Source organism: Fructilactobacillus sp. YLN 2412, assembly GCF_059488745.1.
Genome location: NZ_CM183165.1, coordinates 976,557 through 996,292 on the forward strand (window position 1 = coordinate 976,557; position 19,736 = coordinate 996,292).

Annotated in this window: 21 protein-coding genes; 4 read left to right on the forward strand and 17 right to left on the reverse strand. The window is 34.5% G+C overall.

Features of this window, described 5'->3' with window-relative positions; all coding sequences use genetic code 11:
- Window positions 1-29: 29 nt before the first annotated feature.
- The 10 genes from AC0GLR_RS04955 to glmS all read right to left on the reverse strand — a co-directional run bounded on the left by AC0GLR_RS04955 (window position 30) and on the right by glmS (window position 10,384).
- Window positions 30-1,382, reverse strand: coding sequence for an FAD-dependent oxidoreductase (locus AC0GLR_RS04955; RefSeq protein ID WP_495604370.1), 1,353 nt, complete (start codon window positions 1,380-1,382; stop codon window positions 30-32).
- 158 nt (window positions 1,383-1,540) lie between these two features.
- A complete protein-coding gene (locus tag AC0GLR_RS04960; RefSeq protein WP_495604371.1) occupies window positions 1,541-2,641 on the reverse strand; it encodes a M24 family metallopeptidase in 1,101 nt (366 codons plus the stop codon).
- Window positions 2,642-2,725: 84 nt separating this feature from the next.
- Window positions 2,726-3,382: a class A sortase gene (locus tag AC0GLR_RS04965; protein ID WP_495604372.1), complete on the reverse strand. Its 657-nt coding sequence runs from the start codon at window positions 3,380-3,382 to the stop codon at window positions 2,726-2,728.
- Window positions 3,383-3,476: 94 nt separating this feature from the next.
- A complete protein-coding gene (locus AC0GLR_RS04970; protein WP_495604373.1) occupies window positions 3,477-4,877 on the reverse strand; it encodes an MFS transporter in 1,401 nt (466 codons plus the stop codon).
- Between the two features lie 96 nt (window positions 4,878-4,973).
- Window positions 4,974-6,368: an asparagine--tRNA ligase gene (gene asnS, locus AC0GLR_RS04975; RefSeq protein ID WP_495604374.1), complete on the reverse strand. Its 1,395-nt coding sequence runs from the start codon at window positions 6,366-6,368 to the stop codon at window positions 4,974-4,976.
- A gap of 289 nt (window positions 6,369-6,657) precedes the next feature.
- Window positions 6,658-6,900, reverse strand: coding sequence for a hypothetical protein (locus AC0GLR_RS04980; protein ID WP_495604375.1), 243 nt, complete (start codon window positions 6,898-6,900; stop codon window positions 6,658-6,660).
- A 20-nt stretch (window positions 6,901-6,920) separates the two neighbouring features.
- The gene (locus AC0GLR_RS04985; RefSeq protein ID WP_495604376.1) at window positions 6,921-7,964 is read right to left on the reverse strand and encodes a lactonase family protein; all 1,044 of its coding nucleotides are present in this window, start codon (window positions 7,962-7,964) and stop codon (window positions 6,921-6,923) included.
- Window positions 7,965-8,035: 71 nt separating this feature from the next.
- A complete protein-coding gene (locus tag AC0GLR_RS04990) occupies window positions 8,036-8,350 on the reverse strand; it encodes a hypothetical protein (RefSeq protein ID WP_054646453.1) in 315 nt (104 codons plus the stop codon).
- A gap of 17 nt (window positions 8,351-8,367) precedes the next feature.
- On the reverse strand, window positions 8,368-8,502 hold the full coding sequence (locus AC0GLR_RS04995; RefSeq protein WP_495604377.1) for a hypothetical protein: 135 nt from the start codon (window positions 8,500-8,502) through the stop codon (window positions 8,368-8,370).
- A gap of 64 nt (window positions 8,503-8,566) precedes the next feature.
- A complete protein-coding gene (gene glmS, locus AC0GLR_RS05000) occupies window positions 8,567-10,384 on the reverse strand; it encodes a glutamine--fructose-6-phosphate transaminase (isomerizing) (protein WP_495604378.1) in 1,818 nt (605 codons plus the stop codon).
- A gap of 247 nt (window positions 10,385-10,631) precedes the next feature.
- Between glmS and AC0GLR_RS05005 the strand changes: the two genes are divergently transcribed.
- On the forward strand, window positions 10,632-11,630 hold the full coding sequence (locus AC0GLR_RS05005; protein ID WP_495604379.1) for a LacI family DNA-binding transcriptional regulator: 999 nt from the start codon (window positions 10,632-10,634) through the stop codon (window positions 11,628-11,630).
- A gap of 31 nt (window positions 11,631-11,661) precedes the next feature.
- Here AC0GLR_RS05005 and AC0GLR_RS05010 read toward each other — a convergent pair whose 3' ends face one another.
- The 3 genes from AC0GLR_RS05010 to AC0GLR_RS05020 form a co-directional block, all read right to left on the reverse strand.
- Entirely contained in the window at window positions 11,662-11,919 is a 258-nt protein-coding gene (locus tag AC0GLR_RS05010; RefSeq protein ID WP_495604380.1) for a Txe/YoeB family addiction module toxin, read from the reverse strand.
- Window positions 11,912-12,175: a type II toxin-antitoxin system Phd/YefM family antitoxin gene (locus AC0GLR_RS05015; RefSeq protein WP_495604381.1), complete on the reverse strand. Its 264-nt coding sequence runs from the start codon at window positions 12,173-12,175 to the stop codon at window positions 11,912-11,914. The genes AC0GLR_RS05010 and AC0GLR_RS05015 overlap by 8 nt, the downstream gene beginning before the upstream one ends.
- Window positions 12,176-12,340: 165 nt before the next feature.
- Entirely contained in the window at window positions 12,341-12,910 is a 570-nt protein-coding gene (locus AC0GLR_RS05020; RefSeq protein ID WP_495604382.1) for a L,D-transpeptidase, read from the reverse strand.
- 195 nt (window positions 12,911-13,105) lie between these two features.
- Here AC0GLR_RS05020 and AC0GLR_RS05025 point away from each other — a divergent pair, with 195 nt between their 5' ends.
- The gene (locus tag AC0GLR_RS05025; RefSeq protein ID WP_495604383.1) at window positions 13,106-13,957 is read left to right on the forward strand and encodes a CPBP family intramembrane glutamic endopeptidase; all 852 of its coding nucleotides are present in this window, start codon (window positions 13,106-13,108) and stop codon (window positions 13,955-13,957) included.
- A 137-nt stretch (window positions 13,958-14,094) separates the two neighbouring features.
- On the opposite strand, the gene glmM is transcribed toward AC0GLR_RS05025, so the two are convergent.
- Genes glmM through cdaA form a run of 3 tightly spaced genes read right to left on the reverse strand, consistent with a single transcriptional unit; the run spans window position 14,095 to window position 17,030 of the window.
- Window positions 14,095-15,441: a phosphoglucosamine mutase gene (gene glmM / locus AC0GLR_RS05030; RefSeq protein ID WP_495604384.1), complete on the reverse strand. Its 1,347-nt coding sequence runs from the start codon at window positions 15,439-15,441 to the stop codon at window positions 14,095-14,097.
- Between the two features lie 27 nt (window positions 15,442-15,468).
- Complete coding sequence (locus AC0GLR_RS05035) at window positions 15,469-16,185, reverse strand: CdaR family protein (protein WP_495604385.1); 717 nt, start codon at window positions 16,183-16,185, stop codon at window positions 15,469-15,471.
- Window positions 16,182-17,030, reverse strand: coding sequence for a diadenylate cyclase CdaA (gene cdaA / locus AC0GLR_RS05040; RefSeq protein WP_180993506.1), 849 nt, complete (start codon window positions 17,028-17,030; stop codon window positions 16,182-16,184). The genes AC0GLR_RS05035 and cdaA overlap by 4 nt, the downstream gene beginning before the upstream one ends.
- A gap of 171 nt (window positions 17,031-17,201) precedes the next feature.
- On the opposite strand from cdaA, the gene AC0GLR_RS05045 reads away from it, so the two are divergent.
- Entirely contained in the window at window positions 17,202-17,852 is a 651-nt protein-coding gene (locus AC0GLR_RS05045; protein WP_495604386.1) for a DUF1361 domain-containing protein, read from the forward strand.
- Window positions 17,853-17,953: 101 nt separating this feature from the next.
- On the opposite strand, the gene murB is transcribed toward AC0GLR_RS05045, so the two are convergent.
- Window positions 17,954-18,850, reverse strand: a complete 897-nt coding sequence (murB, locus tag AC0GLR_RS05050) for a UDP-N-acetylmuramate dehydrogenase (protein ID WP_495604387.1) — start codon at window positions 18,848-18,850, stop codon at window positions 17,954-17,956.
- A 110-nt stretch (window positions 18,851-18,960) separates the two neighbouring features.
- Between murB and AC0GLR_RS05055 the strand changes: the two genes are divergently transcribed.
- A complete protein-coding gene (locus AC0GLR_RS05055) occupies window positions 18,961-19,725 on the forward strand; it encodes an exodeoxyribonuclease III (RefSeq protein WP_495604388.1) in 765 nt (254 codons plus the stop codon).
- The last annotated feature ends 11 nt before the right edge of the window (window positions 19,726-19,736 follow it).

Genomic DNA, 19,736 nt, shown 5'->3' on the forward strand with positions numbered 1-19,736 from the left:
ATTCAACATTATCGTTGAATCTCTCAAATTTATTTTTTAGCTTCCTTTGCTTGAGCAGCTTGCGCTAAAATATTCAAATAATTAAATGGACGATCAAATTGTGGTTGGAACAACATATCTACCATCGCTAAGTCATCAATAGTATTTTTATTTTGGATACATACTGATAAAACATTAGCTGATTGAGAGACATCATACATACTAGTTAAAGCTCCACCTAAAATCCGACGTGAATCTGGATCATAAACTAATGACATTAAAACTGAATCGGTTGTTTTCATAAATTCTGGACGATAATTATCTTCCACAATCACTTGATGAGCATTGATGTTTTGTGCTTTAGCAGCCGCCATATTCAGACCAGTTGAAACATAAGTCCGACCGTACAATTTTAATCCCGATGAAGACTGAGTTCCCATGTACTTGGTCTTGTCTTCGGTCAAGTTTTCACCAACTAATAATCCTTGACGAACTGCGTTAGTGGCCAATGGAATGTAAGCATTTTTACCAGTTGGATTATAATGAACCGCTGCACTATCGCCGGCTGCAAAAATATCATGATTCGTAGAATGCATGTAATCATCGGTTATAATAGCCCCATTGTCCATCATCTCAACTTGTCCATCTAGCAAGCTGGTATTTGGTTTGAATCCAATACATAAAATGGCAATGTCTGATTTAATTTCTTTTCCAGCAGTAGTTTTTACGATAATTCCATCATCTTGTTCTTCAAAAGCAGCAACTTTTGAACCTAATTCTAGGTTAACACCATGGTTCTCATAATCTTCAGCTAAAATTTCAGTAAATTTAGGATCAAAATATTTATAAAGAACACGTTTGGATCCATCAATCAAATTAACATTAAAGTTTTGATTAGAATATGCTTCGGCTAACTCGGCACCAATGTACCCTGAACCAATTACTGTAATTGATTTAGCCTTAGGTGCTTCATCAAACAACTTTTTCGCATCATTCCAGTTCTTACATAAGTAAACTCGTTTACTATCAATTCCAGGAATTGGAGGCACAATTGGCAATGAACCAGTCGTCATAATCAGCTTATCATAGGTTTCTGATTTTTCTTCTCCTGAGGTTAAATCTTTTACTTTAATGGTCTTAGCTTTAGAATCAATCTCAGTAACTTCGTGTTTCATTTGCACGTTAGCACTTAATGATTCCAACTCTTCTGGACTAGAATAAAAAAGCCCCTGTGGATCATTATTTTTAATTTCTTTTCCAAGATACAATGCAATTCCACAAGACAAAAATGAAATATTGTCGTTTTTTTCATATACGGTAACTTCTGCATCTGGATGGTCTGCGATTGCCTTTTTAATGGCAAACGTCCCAGCATGAGTACATCCTACAACGATTACTTTCATATTAAGACCTCTTTCACAAAGATAATTTAACAACTATTTATTTTAATAATATATCACGATGTGAAAACATACACAAGTAAATTAAGTAAAAGTTAATTTTACATAAAATAAAAAACCAATTAAGGATTCAAGCTTTCTTAATCGGTCTTTTATTAATCTTATTTTGCGACTTGCTGCAATGTTTTAGCCGTATGGGTGAATGGTTCACAACCATCTTTAGTAACTCTTACGCAATCTTCAATCCTAACTCCGGCAACTCCAGGAATATAAATTCCTGGTTCAAGTGAAAAGCACATATTTTCTTTTAATTCTAACTGATTTCCTTCCATAATTGAAGGATATTCATGCTCACTCATTCCCATACCGTGTCCAAGACGATGAATGAAATATTTTCCATATCCAGCTTTGTCAATAATATCACGCGCAATTTTGTCTAAATCTTCTGCCTTAACTCCTGGTTTAACCGCCGCTTGAGCTGCTAATTGAGCTTCTAAACAAACTTGATAAATTTCCTTTTGAGTCTCATTTAATTCACCAACTGCAACTGTTCGACTAGCATCACTAATGTAACCATCGTGAACTGTTCCTAAATCAAATAAAACTAACTCATTATCTTCAATCTTAGCTGTTCTCGTATCGCCGTGGGGCTGTGAAGCATGCTTACCAGCTTGAATCAAAGTTGGAAAACTCATCTGCATTACACCATGTTTTTTTAATTGATATTCAATTTCTGCTGCTACATCAGCTTCGGTCATCCCTGGCTTAACTGCTTCAAAACCAACTTTAAAAGCAAAATCAGCTTCTTTACCAGCTGCTCGTAACTTTTCAATCTCATCCGGAGTTTTAATCAATCGTAGTTCTTCAACTTCAGGAGTTAAATTATGTTTAAAATCAGCCTTTGGAAACTGTTCTTGAAGAGCATTTAACTTATCAACCGTTAAATTACTCATTTCAATACCCCATTTTTGTGGATCAGAATTAATCTTTTTTACCTCGTCTGCAATCATTGCAAAGGGTTTTTCATGATCTAAATATCCATAAACCGGATAAGGCCAACCAGATTGTTGAATATCCTCAACTTCCAATGCTGGGGCAAATAAAAAAGGATCGGCATCTGGAAAAACAATCAAGGCCAAAATCCGTTCAACTGGATCGCTACCAAAACCGGTAAAGTATTGAATATCTTCATAGTTACTAATGTAAGCTACATCAAGTCCTTGTTGTTTCACATACTCTTGTAATTGCTTTAATTTTTCCATTGATTTAACCCCTTTTAGTTTTTCTCATATTCTAGCACTTTAACTATGAGATACAATTATTGCCGTCACAAAACAAAACATTACCTATTTCTCTAAATCAGCAGTCACAATTAGTCGACGTGTTTCCCCAGGATTCCCTGAAGCACAAGTTACCAAGGTTAATTCTTTTTTACCAGGCACATCATTAATTACACTGACATCCGTTTCCGGTACAACTTTCACATTGCTGATTTTATATTTATAGGTTTTGCTAGCATTTGATAATTTAATTAATTGTCCTTCTTTAGCTTTAGCAAGGGGAGAAAATAGTACATTAGGATCTTCCATATGATGTCCGGCTAACACATAATTACCTTGACCCATTTTTTGATCTGCTTTCATCGTACCAGCACCAATCGTAAGGTTTTTGGAATCCAATCCTTTAAAAATAGGTAAATTAATTTTTAAAGCTGGAATTGTAATTTTACCAATGGCATTCTCTTTGCGTGCTTTTTCACTTTCAGTGATGGCATTTCCAGAAACTGACTTAACGTTACTAAAATCATAATTTCCCTGTTTTTTTTCACCCTTTTTCACTTCATTTTTAGAAATACTACTAACTTTTTGATTGGATTGCATTCCAAGCCAAAAGCTCTCAATTTGCGAATTAAAAACTAATCCTAAGCCAATGATTAAAATCAAAGCAATCACGACGTAACTAAAAACCCGTTTTATCCAGTGCTTTTTTTGTTTTTTTGCCATTTAAATAATCTCCTTATTAGATGAAAAAAAAGTCATTGATAATCAATGACTTTTTTATTTAACTTATTTTCATCTTAGCATATTCAGAACTTTATTAGCTATCATTTTGTGTGTTTTTAATTAACAACGCAATTATAAATCCAATCACGGCAATTCCAAAAAAAGTCCAATAAACCGCATGAAACCCAAATTGATTAGCCGTTACTAATGACTTGCCGCTCAGTGTCGCATGCTTGGTAAAATCAACTAATACCAAAGTAGCAACAGCTACTCCAGTTGACCCTAGAACTTGGCGAACAGTAGTAATTACGGCCGTTCCATGTGAAATTAAAGGGTTAGGTAGCGAGTTTGCCCCCAGTGTGACAGCTGGCATCATAACAAAGGCATTACCACCTTCAATCAGCATCGCAATTCCAATCATAATCCAAATATCTGAAATAGTTAAAATTGAAAGTAATCCCCAACCCAACACAATCATCGTCATTCCAATCAACATCGTGGGCTTAAATCCAATCTTATCTGCTAACGTCCCTGTCAGTGGATTTAAGATACTTAACAAAGCCGCTCCAGGAACTAATGACATTCCTGAAATAAAGGGAGAGACGTGCAAAGCACCTTGATAATAGAGTGGGAAAATAATGGTCACGACAATTAAAGAAATATATGAAAATCCAGTCAAAAGCACTGCTAAATCATAGTTAAAACTTTTCATGACCCACAAATCAAGTAATGGATCTGGAATTGTCAATTGACGATGAACAAACAATGCCAACATGATGAATGAAATTAATAAGACAATTCCAAGTACCAGCCAATCAGCATCAGGTTTCCCAATCTCAGTAATTACGTACAACAATCCGACTAGACCTAAAGAATAGAAAATTGAAAGCCAATCCAATTTCGTTTCAATTCGTGGCATAACATCTCGCATTACAAAGAAAGAAATTCCTAAAATGATGGTAATTACCACCATGAAGAAAACAAATAAACCTCTCCAAGTAGTAAATCTCAAAACGATGCCTGAAATAATCGGACCACAGGCTAAGGCTGAACCCATTACTAATCCAGCCACTCCCATAATGGTTCCTCGTTTTTTCTCAGGGGTAATTTCTAACAGGACAGTTTGGTAGGATGGAAACAAAACCCCAACAGCAGCAGCTTCCATCACTCTACCCAGCATCACAATTAAAAAACTACTGCCATAAAAGATGATTAGCGTACCAACATCAAATAAAAGGAGTGCTCCAATAAATAACTTCTTAAAGCTCATGTTGTTAAGCAACCAAGGACTGATTGGCATAGTAATACACATGACAATCATAAAACCAGTGGTTAACCATTGGATCGTATCGGCCGATACTCCAAAATAATTCATTAAAGTTGGATAAGCAGTTGAAAGTGAAGACTGACTGATGGACATGGTAAATGTTCCAACCAGCATGGTTACGATAAACCAAAAACGAGTTAAATTACTCATTGACGAATCTTTTTCCATTGTTCATTCCTTCTTCCTTTTGTACAATCATTTATAAATATTATTATAAACCAACTTAGACAATAAAAAAAGAACGCAAATCTGCGTTCTTTTGTTTTAAAATTTAATACTTCCTTGAATCCGAGGATAAGGGATAACGTCACGGATATTATCCATTCCAGTCACATACATTAAGAGACGTTCAAAACCGATTCCAAAACCAGAATGTTTAGTACCACCATATTTACGAAGTTCCAAATACCATTCGTATTCTTCTTTTGGCAAACCAAATTCTTTCATTTTAGTTTCTAAGACATCTTCACGTTCTTCACGCTGACTTCCACCAATCAATTCCCCAATTCGTGGAACTAGCAAATCAACAGCAGCAACCGTCTTTTCATCGGGATTATCACGCATGTAAAAGGCTTTGATATTACGAGGATAGTCAGTAACAAAGACCGGCTTTCCAAAAGCTTTTTCCGCTAAGTATTGTTCATGTTCAGAATTCAAATCAATTCCCCATTTAACTGGGAATTTAAAATCAACATCAGCTTTTTCCAAAATATCGATTGCTTCAGTATAAGTAATACGTGCAAAATCTTCATCAACTGTATGATGTAGCAGTTCCAACAAGTTATGATCAACATTGTCATTTAAAAATTGTAAGTCTGCACTGGCATTTTCTAATAAGTAGTTAATCACATATTTTAATAAACCTTCAGATCGATCTAAAACATCATTCAAATCTGCAAATGCCATTTCTGGTTCAATCATCCAAAATTCAGCAGCATGACGTTTAGTATGCGAATCTTCGGCTCTAAAAGTTGGTCCAAAAGTATAAACATTGCGAAAAGCAAGTGCAAATGCTTCTACTGGAAGCTGTCCACTAACGGTTAAGTTAGTTTCTTGACCAAAGAAATCTTGTGAGTAATCAACTTTTCCATCATCAGTTCGAGGAGTCTGATCAGGATCAAGGGTACTGATTCTGAACATTTCCCCAGCCCCTTCGGTATCACTACTAGTAATGATTGGAGTATTGACATAGACAAAACCATATTTTTGTAAATATTCATGAATTGCAAACGCAGCAAGCGAGCGAATCTTGAATACTGAATAAAAGGTATTGGTTCGGGGACGTAAATGAGCAATCGTCCGTAAATACTCCAAAGAATGCTTTTTCTTTTGTAATGGATAATCCGGATCAGCAACGCCCTCAATTTCAACCTCTTCTGCATGTAATTCAAATGGCTGTTGTGCATTTGGCGTTTCTACCAATTTACCAGTAATTTTAACTGTAGAACTAATTGGTAATTTAACGATGTCATCGAAATTAGCCAACGCGTTTTTCTTGGCAATTATTTGGATATTCTTAATGTATGAACCATCGTTAACTTCAATAAAAGCAATCTTTTTTGAATCACGAATCGTTCGAATCCAACCAGAAATTGTGATTGATTCATCGCCAAAATCACGTTTTTTAGTATATAAATCTTTTACTAAAACATTTTTCATTTTAATTCCCCCGTTTTATTTTATGACAAAACAAAAAGACCTCATCGACAAGGGACGAGATCTTCGCGGTACCACCCAGATTGTTTAAATTAATAAACCACTTTCACGCAAGGATAACGGTTAGCAGCCGTTGACATCACAAACAGAAAGTAAGGTGTTATTCACTCTAAGACCTAGCTGAGCTTCCACAATCCTCAACTCGCTGAGTAGGCTGTCTTAAAGTTACTTTTCTTACCAATGTCAGTCATTTATTAACATAAATATACAATATCAATGTTGAATTTGCAATTTATTTTTCTTTATCATTAAAAAGAGCTGTATTAATTTGATGACGAATGTTACCAAAATCAGTAAATGCTTGTTCGATAGCATCATTCATTGATAAATCTTTTGTCATTTTCATTTCGGCATCTTTGACAATTGATTGTTTAAACGCAATCTTAAGCATTTCAATACGAGGAGTAGTTGGATAATCTTCAAAAATTTTATCTAAACGTCCAGCAATAATTGATTCAATTTCATTTTCTGACATTGTTTTTACCTCTTTTGTTTTTATTTACGTAAAGTAATGCAGGTTCCTTCTGGAATCTCAAAATCCTTTTGCAATAAAGTCAGTATTCCAGTTGCTGGATCACGAGTGTACAAGGTTGCATTGTTTGTATTTTGGTTTAAAGCAATTAAAAACTTCTGATCCTGATTAAAGTTAAAATCACGGGGAAATTCACCTTCAGTTGAGATTAACTGAATTAGTTTTACATTTCCATCAGGCTCAATAGCAAAAGCAGCGATACTATCGTTACCTCGATTAGAAATATATACAAACTTATGATCGGCAGAAAGATGAATAGCTGCACCACCATTATGTGACGTCCAGTCGGCTGGGATAGTAGAAACAATTTGTTGAACTGAAAATTCACCAGTTTCTTCGTTGTAATTTAACACAGCTAACTCGCTGCTTAATTCCCCAACTAAGTAAGCTTTACCGGTTTCTTCCACAAAATCAATATGACGAGGTCCAAAACCAGGAGCCATGGTTAATTGACTAACTAAGTTTAATTTACCTTGATCAGAAATATCATAAAGATAAACTCGATCTAACCCTAAATCGCAAATCACGAGACGTCCGTCAAATGCAACGTCTGCATAATGAGGATGAGGTCCATCAGCCTGTTCTGGCTTTGGTCCTACCATTCCCGTATCATGGACGCGGTCGGTTTCAGTTAAACGCCCGTCAGCTTCAATGTTAAAAACAGTTACGTCGCCCGTATGATAATTAGCAGTGTAAACATTTTGTCGTTTTTCATCAACGGTTACATAAGCAGGACTACTTCCTTCAGCAACCAAGGTCTGAATTTCTTTAGCAGGAGTAGTTGATCCATCAAGATTAATCAAACCACCACGAACTTGGTCTCCATCTGTTACTTTATCCACTGCATAAATTTTTTGTGCATCAGATTCAGCAACATAGGTGGGTGAACCAACTTCAGCAACTAATTCTGTATTTTGTAATACTCGTTTATCAGTATCTAGTTCGATTTGATAGATACCCTTACTTTGATTATTGGTATACGTACCAATCAGAAAATTTTCAATCATGGCAAACCTCCATCTGTCTTTTCATATATTATCCCATAATCCATTTTACTGGTAAAGAAAACGGTTGCAACTTAACCAATGTGGTTTTCATTGAGAATCATTTGAACTTCTTGATCCATCTCCGGAGTTCGTTTCCATTCTTCAAATTCCTGTAATTTTTCGGTTGGCATCGTAAAATTATCATTAATGTAGTTTTCATAATTAATCACATGGACAGAATGTGGAATATTAAGTTGCAAAATGCGAACCTGTTTAATCAGTTTTCGTTCTGCCGCTAATTCAGCCCGTCCATTTTGAACCATATTACTAATTTCAACATAAGTACTACCATCTAATCGAGTAATCTCTTCAATCAAAGTTAACGTTTCATGACTTTTTTGTGTCATCGCTTTCCCTTTCGTGCTTACCAGTGTCTTTTCGTAACGGACTTAACTCCCTTACGATTAGCACTTAATTTATTTTGTTGATCCTTAAACTTTTGCCAGGTTTCTTCTTTGCGATCATGTTTCTTTTGTTTTGTACGTTTAGTATATTTCACAAGTTTCACCTTCTTTTAACTCTATAAAAAAAGAATTGTTTGCACAATTCTTCTTATTAAATTTCTATTCTACTGTGACACTCTTAGCAAGATTTCGGGGTAAATCGACGTTTAATCCCTTGTTCAAACTAGTGTAATATGCAATTAATTGAGCAGGAATCACGCTAAGCAATGGTGAAAGCATTTCGTCAACATCCGGAATCACAAACGTATCTCCCGGTTTTGCCAGACTCTTTCTAACAATTGAAAGAGTTTTAGCACCACGAGCAGCAGTTTCAGCCAAGTTACTACGGGTTAAACCAGCAGTGTCTGCTTGCGTAATAATTCCAATCACAGGGGTTCCTTTTTCAATCAAAGCAATCGTTCCATGTTTTAATTCACCAGAGGCAAATCCTTCAGCATGCACATATGAAATTTCTTTTAATTTTAAAGCAGCTTCAATGGAAACAGTGTAGTCAATCCCACGACCAATGTAGAAAGCTTGGCTAGCATCGACAAAATAATCTTTGGCGACTTGATCCATCTTAGCTTTTTCATCAACAATGCTTTGCATCCCCGTGGCAACTAAAGCTAACTGCCCTTTAAGATCAAAGTCTTTAGCAGCTTGATTCCCAACGTATTCTCCCACAGCTTTAGCCAAGATTGCTTCTAATGCAATCTGAGCCGTATATGCTTTGGTAGAAGCAACTGAAATTTCTGGACCAGCATCAAGTAACAACGTAAATGTCGATTCACGTGAAAGAGTTGAATTAGCAACATTAGTAACCGTTAAACTAGGTAGGTTCTTTTTATTAACATTTACTAATACTTGACGACTATCAGCAGTTTCTCCACTTTGTGACAAGAAAATGAAGAATGGTTTTTTGGAAAGGATTGGGTGTTCATATGCAAACTCTGAGGCAACATGCACTTCAGTTGGAATTCCAGTTAATTTTTCTAATTGAATTTTACCAACTAAACCAGCGTGATAACTAGTTCCGGCCCCAACAATATAAATTCGATCTGAGTCTTTGATTTCGGCTAATAATTTGGGATCAATCATAGGATTGCCATCAAGATCAAGATAACGAGCAGAGAGTTTACGCATTACGTTTGGCTGTTCGTCAATTTCTTTTAACATGTAATATGGGTAAGTTCCCTTATCAGATGCACTTGGGTCGACATCAACTTCAAAAGTTTCTCGTTCAACCGCATTGCCATTTTTATCATCAACAACTACACTATCTGGATTTACGACACAAACATCTCCATCTTGAATTTCAAGGAAAGTATGCGTAACGTCTAACATAGCAATTGAATCAGAACAAACTACATTACAACCATTACCTAGACCAATCAACAAAGGACTTTTGTTTTTAGCAACGTATAAGGTTTCGGGTTCTTCTTTATCCATTAACACGAAGGCATACGATGAATTTCCCAGTAATGATAAGGTCTTGTTAAAGGCATCTTTAGTATTCATACCATCTTGTGTGACAAATTTATCAATTAATTGTACGACTACTTCGGTATCAGTTTGACTGTGAAATTTCACGTCTTGTAAATATTCGTCTTTTAAGGCTTGGAAGTTTTCAATCACACCATTGTGAACTAAATAAAAGCGTTCGTCATCAGAAAATTGAGGATGAGCATTTTCAATATTTACACCACCATGAGTTGCCCAACGAGTATGTCCAATTCCAGCAGTTCCTTGAACTTCTGGTCCGATTTTTCGTTTCAAATCAGCAATACTTCCAGTTGTTTTAACTAAATAATCAGGACCCTTTTTACTGTCTACAAAGATTCCAGCAGAATCATAACCACGATATTGCAACTTTTCTAGTCCATTGACTAATATTTCAGTTGCATTTTTATTGCCTGTAACTCCTACTACTCCACACATATTTTTTACCTCGTTTTTTAAAATTGGTATAGATGTTTATTTTTATTTTTTATTTATTGAACAACTACTATCATAGTATTTACAGTAATTCATGTCAACAAATTTGCAAAATTGGTCTACGTCCGACTTGAAAATCAAAACCTAAAAAGATTACAAACGCATAATTAAATTTTACAATAAACCAAGCATAAAAAATAGGAAAAGACGTATAGAATTAATTTAATCTGAAACAGAAAGTGTAATCAAAATGACACACCAAAAAATAACCATTACTGAAATTGCCAAAGAAGCACAAGTTTCAACTGCAACCGTTTCTCGTTACTTAAATGGAAAAGCTAACTTAATGTCTGAGACAACATACAAACGCGTTAAAAAAGTAATTAATAAATACAACTATGTCCCAAATACCATGGCCCGCCAGTTAAAAAACAAAAAAAGACATATTGTGGCCGTTTCAGCAGCTGATATCAATGATTATTTTTCAATTGAAATGTTTAACGGAATCACAGCAGAATTAGAAAAACATGGATTTAACACCATTTTATTAAACTCGGCAAATAGTCCAGAAAAAGAAAAACAAAACATTTTGTCATTTGATACAGATTTATTAGCGGGGCTTATTATTCAACCTTTAACAAATAATTTAAAATTTTTAAAAAATGAATTTAACCATGAATTTCCCATCGTGTTACTAGATCGAGAGATTCCTAAAACAAATTGGTCTAGTATCGTCACCAATAATTTACAAATCACTCGCGAAGCCTGTCGTTATTTTAAACAACAAAAAAACATTTCCAAAATCATCTTAGTCGCAGATGAATCCGAAAATGTTTCAACTATCAAGCAACGAATTGCTGGAATTAAAGAGGTTTATGATAATTTTGAAATACAGATCATCAATCCTGGAAATTCTAAATCTAGTTTTACTCGTGCTTATAAAAAATTAAAACAAGAAATTAAACAAAATCCAGAAACTTTGATTTTTGCCATTAAAGAACGCTGGCTCATTGAAATATTACCACGTCTGATGTACGAAGGATTAATCAGTAAGCAGCAACCTACGTTAATGACCGGTTTTTCTGACAGTAATTTAATTAATATTATTAATCCTACGATTAAAGTAATTCGTCAATACCCATTTAAAATGGGAGCAATGGCTGGAGAAATATTATTACAACAATTAAAAAAGCCAGACACATCAATCTTTAATCGGATTGAGGTTCCGGCTTCGTTTGATAGAGATTAAAAATCTTTATTATATTCATAAATCTTTAATTTCATTCATAATGCGTACGACAAGCCAAAATAATTATTTTATTATTTATAACTTTATAAACGATACGATCTTTTTCATTTACTCTTCTAGACCAATAACCACTAAAATCTCCGTGTAGAGGTTCTGGTTTTCCTAATCCTTCATAATGAGTTCTAGAAATACTTTTTATTAATTTATTTACTCTTTTTAAATCTTTTTTACTATTTTCTTCATACCAAATATAATCTTTCCAACCATTAATAGTAAATTCTTTATTCATCTTCATCCTCAAGCAATTTATGGTTAGCTAGATCACCATTCTCTGCTTGTATTTTACTTTCTTCTAACCATTTTAAGTTATTTGGATTTCCTAAAATAAATTGATTTTCTTTCATATTGTTATATTCCTCGGCAGAAATTAAAACTGCATTTTTATCATCTTTTCTAGTAATTGTAATGGGTTCGTAATCATTAGTAGCTTTATCAATATAACTTTTTAATTTATTTCTAAAGTTTGAATAAGTAGTTGCTTCCATCAAGACCGCCCCTTCCTTTTGTACTTAATATTGTACAACTATGTCACAACTAAAGCAATAAATTATTATATAGTTAATACGCATTGTAAGATACGCACAAAAACTAGATTTTTTATACAAAAAGGTCAAGATTGTAAACACAACCTTGGCCTTTTACAAATTCTTTTATTTCTCAATCACAACTTTAGTTCCTGCCGGAATATTTTCGTAGAACCACTTACCATCTGACTCAGTTAAATGCACACAACCTTGTGAAGTTGGCTTTTTCCCAATCTCTTTGGCATCTGATTCAATAATCTTACCGTTCTTATCAACTGGATTAGAGTGAAATAAATAAAGTCCGCGTTCCGCAAAAGAAATCCAATAATACGCTCCTTCTTTGAACCTATCCGAGTAGAAATATTTTCCTCTCAAATTTTCAATATGGAAAACCCCCGTAGGCGTCTTAGTTTCCTTGCCTGGTCTACCAGTCGATACGTACATTGTATATAACAGCTTTTTATTGTCATAAATATAGGCACGCTGCTTTGCTAGTGAAACTTTAACCCAAACTTTGTGATCCTTTTTTAGATTGGGATACGGAACAATTTCTGACGATTTATTCGGTGCAATCGGGGTTCTCATCACATCTTTTTGCTTCGCAGAAGCACTAAATGGGTATAACAATCCGATTAGTAAAACAAATCCTAAAACAAGCCAAAATAAGATTGGCACTTTTACTGTTTCTTTTTTCATCAAGAGTGCTCCTAGTATAGATATTTAATCAATCTAACGTAGTATAACGCATATTAATAGTACTTGTTATTAAATTGCATACTACTGATTAGATAAATTTAAGATTATAATTTTATAATGATTATTTTTTTATATCAAAAAAATTGATATAATTATTTTTAAATTTGTTATTTATCAAAATATTGGAGGAACTTCATGGAATTACTAAAAACGTCCCAAACAAAAAATATTTGGAAAATCGCTATTTTTTTTATTATGTTTATAATAATAGACAATGTGACTGCTTTTATTGGTGTAGGAGTCATACTAATATTTAAATACTTTAATTTAATTTCACTCTTCAATGTCCCATCGTTAGTCCTGTTTGAATTAATTATTAGATACGGGCTAGCATTTATAATTATTGTTTGGTTAAATCATCGATACATGAAACAGCCAGTCTCAGTTAAATCAGATATTCCATTCAATTTGCAAAAATACCCATTATTATTAGCATTAATAATGATTATAATTTATATTGCAACCATTAACATTAAAACAATTGGATATGATGCTAACTCCATGAGTTTTTTGATGTTTTCTTGTGGGTCAGCTTTATTAGAAGAATACGGGTTTCGTGGAATTATTTTCCCTAAGATAACTCAACTTGTAAAAGGTAACACCTTTTGCAAGTTAATCTTTGGTGTAATAATTAGTAGTATTTTGTTTGGACTTTTTCATTCTGTAAATGTGTTTTACCAACCATTTTTGGTTACTTTACAACAAGTATTAGGTGCTATTCCATTCGGAATCTTAATGGCAACTTTATATGCTAGAACATCTAGTATTATTGCTCCGATATTGTATCATTTTTCAAGTGATTTTAATTCATACTTTACAACAAATTCTTTTTTAACTAGTTCCTTTTACAATGGCTGGGGACAAATATTGATTGATTACGGAATAGCTATACTGGCAATGATGATATTCTTAAGACCAGCGATTGCTAAGAAACTTACGATTATGAATAGTTATAATCGAAAAAATAATAATAATAATAATTTGTAAAATAACCAAAAACAAGAAATTATTGATTTTATTAAATTTAAAAAAGAACTTTATTATCAAAAAAAAGCAAAAAAAGCGCCTCATAATTATTAATTTTTCAATCATTATGAGGCGCTTTAATTTTAAATTTGCAGCTATTATTGATTATATTTTTCAACAACATCCGCAATCCGATGTGCATACTCATTACTTTGTTCTTGTGTTAAAGCCTCTACCATTACCCGTAATAATGGTTCTGTTCCACTAGGACGAACCAAAATTCGACCATTTCCGTTCATTTCGGCTTCAACTTTTTTGATTTCAGCTTGAACTTCTGGATGATCCATGGCGTGTGCCTTATCTTTAACTGTTACGTTTACTAAACTTTGTGGGTATTTAGTAACTTCATCAGCTAATTCTGATAATAGCTTACCGGTTTCTTTCATAATCCACATTAGTTGAAGACTAGTTAGCATTCCATCACCAGTTGTATTAAAGTCTAAAAAGACGATGTGTCCTGATTGTTCGCCACCAAGGTTGTAGCCATTGGCATTCATTTCTTCAACTACATACCGATCACCAACTTTGGTCTTTACACTCTTCATCCCATGAGCTTCCATGGCTTTATACATTCCCAGGTTACTCATAACCGTTGTCACAATGGTATCGTGTTTTAAACGACCATGTTCATCCATGTATTTTCCACAAATGTACATAATCTTATCGCCATCCACGATATTTCCTTTTTCATCCACAGCAATACAGCGATCACCATCGCCATCAAATGCAATCCCTAATTGAGACCCATTTTCAACAACCATTTTTTGTAATTGTTCTGGATGCGTCGAACCAACATTATCATTAATGTTAATTCCATTCGGTGTCGTAGCCATTGTTTCAAAATCCAAGCCTAAATCAGCATATAGACGTGGAACTAAAGCACTTGTAGCTCCATTAGCAGCGTCAACTGACACTTTAATGCCGTCTAAATTCTCTGGAATACTTTGAGCTAAGAAATGAATGTATTTCTGCCCCGCTTCCGTATAATTATCAGCAGTTCCTAAACCTTTAGCTGATGGACGAGGTAAATTATCCTCGTTGCTTTCTAAAATAGATTCAATATCGGACTCAATATCATCAGAAAGTTTATACCCATCGCCGCCAAAGAATTTGATGCCATTATATTTGGCAGGATTATGCGAAGCGGTGATCATCACCCCTGCATCTGCACTTTGGTCACGAACTAAATAAGCTACTCCTGGAGTTGTAACAATTCCTAAGCGAATTACCTCAATTCCGACTGATAAAAGTCCTGCAACCAACGCATCTTCTAACATCTGCCCAGAAATTCTAGTGTCGCGTGAAACTAAAACACGTGGCTGATGATCTTCAGCGCTTCTTTTTGTAAGAGCGTAACCACCCGCACGTCCAGCTTTAAAGGCTAATTCAGGCGTTAATTCCTGATTAGCAACTCCGCGAATTCCATCTGTCCCAAAATATTTCATACTCCATCTCCATTTCTCTTCTTTACGTTACTTATCTTCATTATCTTTATTGATTGGCATTTTTACTTTAGTAGTTGAAGGTGAAATAACCACGTTTACGGTTCTTCCCTTGCTATCTAAAGCATCAATCACAGTTGCCTTATTGAAGGTTTTATCAGTGTCTTTTGCCAAGTTGACTTCTGCAACCACTTTTTTAATCTTATTCATTTCATCAGCTGGTCCAGTAACATTTACTTTATCAACATCTTTTTCAATCTTGCCAACTTTATAGCCATCAGCAATGTGATTCTTTTGATATTTAACTGCTACTGGATATGAATCAGTTTCACGATTTTGAATGTTAACTTCAATTTTTTCAGGTTGAATTTTAGCATGCAGCTCTGAATTCAATCCAGATTGTTGCAGTTTAACAACGTGTCGACCCGGTGTCAAATTACTTAAATCAGCAGTAACTTTAAAATTCTGTGTATTTGCAGTAGTAGTAACGAGTGCTGAGGGACCTTTCAAATCAACTTTTACTTTGTCAGGATAACCGATTACAAAGTATTTATCCGAATCAACGTTTAACTGTAAGGGAACTTCAACTTGTTTAGAAGCATTGGAAGTTAATTGTGGATCATCTTGTTGATAGTTGGAGCCGCTGGGATTAATCAATTTATAATCATGCACCATGAAAAATAATACTAGAGCAAAAATTAACGAAATAATTAAACAAAATGCTTTACTTTCAAAAAATTTTTTCATGATTTTTTACCCCCAAAGTGCTTGATGAAGAAGTCATGGATTTCTCCAAAGAGGGTCTTATGGTCTTTGACATTAGTATTAATTAACTGACTGCGTAAGTATTTCAAATAGTCAGCTTGTGTCATTCCACGTAATAATTCATTATTTCTCGTAATTGATACTTCACCAGTTTCTTCAGAAATAACGATGGTAATCGCATCTGTTACCTCTGAAATTCCAACTGCCGCCCGATGCCTAGTTCCAAGTTCTTTGGGAATTAAATTACTCTGTGATAATGGCAAATATGAAGCAGCAGACGCAATCCGTCCATCTTTGATGATAACCGCTCCATCATGTAGCGGAGTATTCGGAATAAAAATATTAATCAACAACTGGCTAGAAACATCGGCATCTAATTGAATTCCAGTTTCGATGTATTCTTCTAAACCAGTTTTCATTTGAATAGCAATTAATGCCCCAATCCGTCGCTTGGACATATATTGAATCGCACCATTAAGTGCTTTAATCAGTTTTTCCGCTTTGGCATTTTGCTGTTGCGACTGTTTAAAAACTGAGCGTCGACCTAGTTTTTCTAAACCGCGCCTAATTTCCGGCTGGAAAATTACGATACACCCGATTACTCCCCAGTTGATAACTTGATCCAAAATCCAGGAAGTCATCGTCAAACCTAGATATAAACTAATAACTTTGGCTAAAATCAAAATTACGATTCCACGTAAGAGTTGAATTGAACGTGTACCACGTAATAACATGATTAATTCATAAATCAATACCCAAACTACCAGTACATCTAAGATATTACTTAAATTATGTAAGGTTAATATATTACCCCAATCGATTCCCATCAACATTGTTCCCCCTGCTTTTATTCATAATAATTATATCACTCTCCAAGCCTATTTTAATAGGTAGAGAGCAACGAAACATTTACTAAATTTGGATTAATTCATACAAATTAATAGTTTTTTACTTAGATTTGCGGTTTAATTTAAGTAAGACATTTTGAGGTGATTTTTATGACAAGAAATAAAAAATGGCAAGTTAGATTGTTCTTTCTAGTCTGGTTAGTTTTCATTAAGATTTTTATCAAGGATTCTTTATTTGGTTTTTTACTTTTAAATACCTTTTTAGGATATATACCAATTGAATTAAGTTTTCATATTGGTGATAATCCCAAGCAAAATCCACTTATTTTTTGGCTGTTAACGATAATATGGTTGTTATTTTATCCAAATGCACCATACATTTTAACTGATTTGTTACATTTGTCCTGGTTACATCCCAACAACATCAATGGAATGCTCAAGTTAGATAGTCACATTTGGTTTTTATATACTTGTTTGTTAATCAGTGCATTAACTTGTGCTTTCATTGGTTTTTGGGGGTTGATTCACGTTGCCAAAGCAATGAATGCTAAATTACATATCAAAAATCAATTCACTGATTTTATCACTACGTGTATTTTGATTGGGCTAAGTTCTGTGGGATTGTTCATTGGTCGTTTTTTACGGGTTCACACCGTTTATCTAATCATTAAACCTAAGTTTTACGCGAAGCTGTTTATGACCATGTGGACTAGGCAAATGATTATTTTTGTTATCCTGATGACAATTGCTCAGTTAGTTATTTATTGGATTTATACCATTATCACGCCGGAATCCAAATAAACATCAGTAAAATCCTTAAATTAATTTTTAGGGGTTTTTTTATTGCAATTTTTACCAGTAAAAAAGATTAACATGACAAATGTTAATCTTTTTAATTATCCCTATGATTTACCGATTATGCGAACTTCAGTCTGTAAATGAATTCCGGAATTCTGATATACAGTTTCTTGCACATGCTTAATTACTTGTAGATAGTCCGTCGCCGTTGCATGATCGACATTTACAATAAACCCAGCATGCTTTTTAGAAACCTCTGCTCCACCGTATCGATAACCTTGCAAATCAGCATCATGAATTAATTTCCCAGCAAAATGACCTTTAGGACGTTTAAAAACACTCCCACAAGATGGATATTCCAAAGGCTGTTTTGATTTTCTTAAATAGTTAAGGTGATCCATTTCATGTTGAATCAAAGTTGGATTCCCTTTTTCGAGTTTAAAGGTTGCTGCTAATACAATCCCATGCGTATCCTGAATTTTACTGTGACGATAACCAAACTCAAGCTCTTCATTAGTAAATACTTCAATATTACCTGCTTCGGTTAATACCGTAGCGGTTTCTAAAACATGATCGGTTTCTCCGCCATAAGCACCAGCATTCATATAAACTCCGCCGCCAATACTACCAGGAATTCCAGCCGCAAATTCTAACCCGGTCAAACTATGCTGTTGAGCTACTTTGGTGGTTTCTACATAAGCTGCACCGGCTTCGGCCATAACTCGGTCACCATCAACATGGATATGGTCCATTTTTGTTAAAATCATGGTTAATCCACGAATCCCACCATCTCGAACTATCAGATTACTAGCATTTCCTAAAACTGTCAGCGGCATTTTAATCTCGTTAACATAGTTTAATAATTGTTCTGTCTCTTCATAAGAACGGGGAAAGGCTAAATAATCAGCCTTTCCACCCGTTTCAGTCCAAGAATAATTTGCTAACGGTTCATCTTTTAAAATTTTTATGTTTTTAAATTTATCACGTATATCAGTTGCCATTTTATCTATCCTTTCAATCGTCTTTTTCTATTTTAGCACGCACAGACAGTGAAAACCATTTGCCTTTCCTAGTCGTGATATAATAAAGAAAAAATCTAGGAGGTCATCAAATGAATTTTATTTCTTGGAATGTCAACGGAATGCGTGCAATTGTCAAAAAGAACTTTTATGAATTTTTCAAAGCTGCCGATGCTGATTTCTTTAACGTGCAGGAAACCAGAGTGGCTCCTGATGAAATCAAATTAGCAATTCCTGATGAATACTATCAATATTGGGATTCTGCCGAACGACCTGGGTATGCAGGAACAGCAGTTTTCACAAAACATAAACCAATCAGTGTCACTTATGGTCTAGATGGAAACGATGTTGATCCGGAAGGTCGTACCATCACGCTTGAATATGCGGACTTTTATCTGGTCAATGTTTATGCCCCAGTTGCTGGAGAAGAATTACAACATCTAGATGAAAAAGAAGTCTGGGATGAAAAATTTATTAAATTTGTTGATAACCTTAAACAAAAGAAAAACGTAGTAATTGGTGGTGATTTAAACATTGCTCATGAACCCATCGATATTTTCAATCCCGATGAACATCATGAAGCACCTGGTTACACCAAAGCAGAACGTGATCAATTTACAGAATTATTAGACAGCGGTTTTTGTGACATCTTTAGAAAGTTACATCCAACTGAAACTCGTTATACCTTCTGGAGTTATCGTGGACATGCTCGACACGATAATCATGGATGGAGACTTGATTATTTCATCATCTCTGACCCATTAGTTAACGATGTTAGAGTTGCTAATATTCTTGATACTGTGGAAGGATCCGACCATTGTCCAGTTCAATTAGTCATTGACAATTTACAAGCTTAATCGGGGTGACG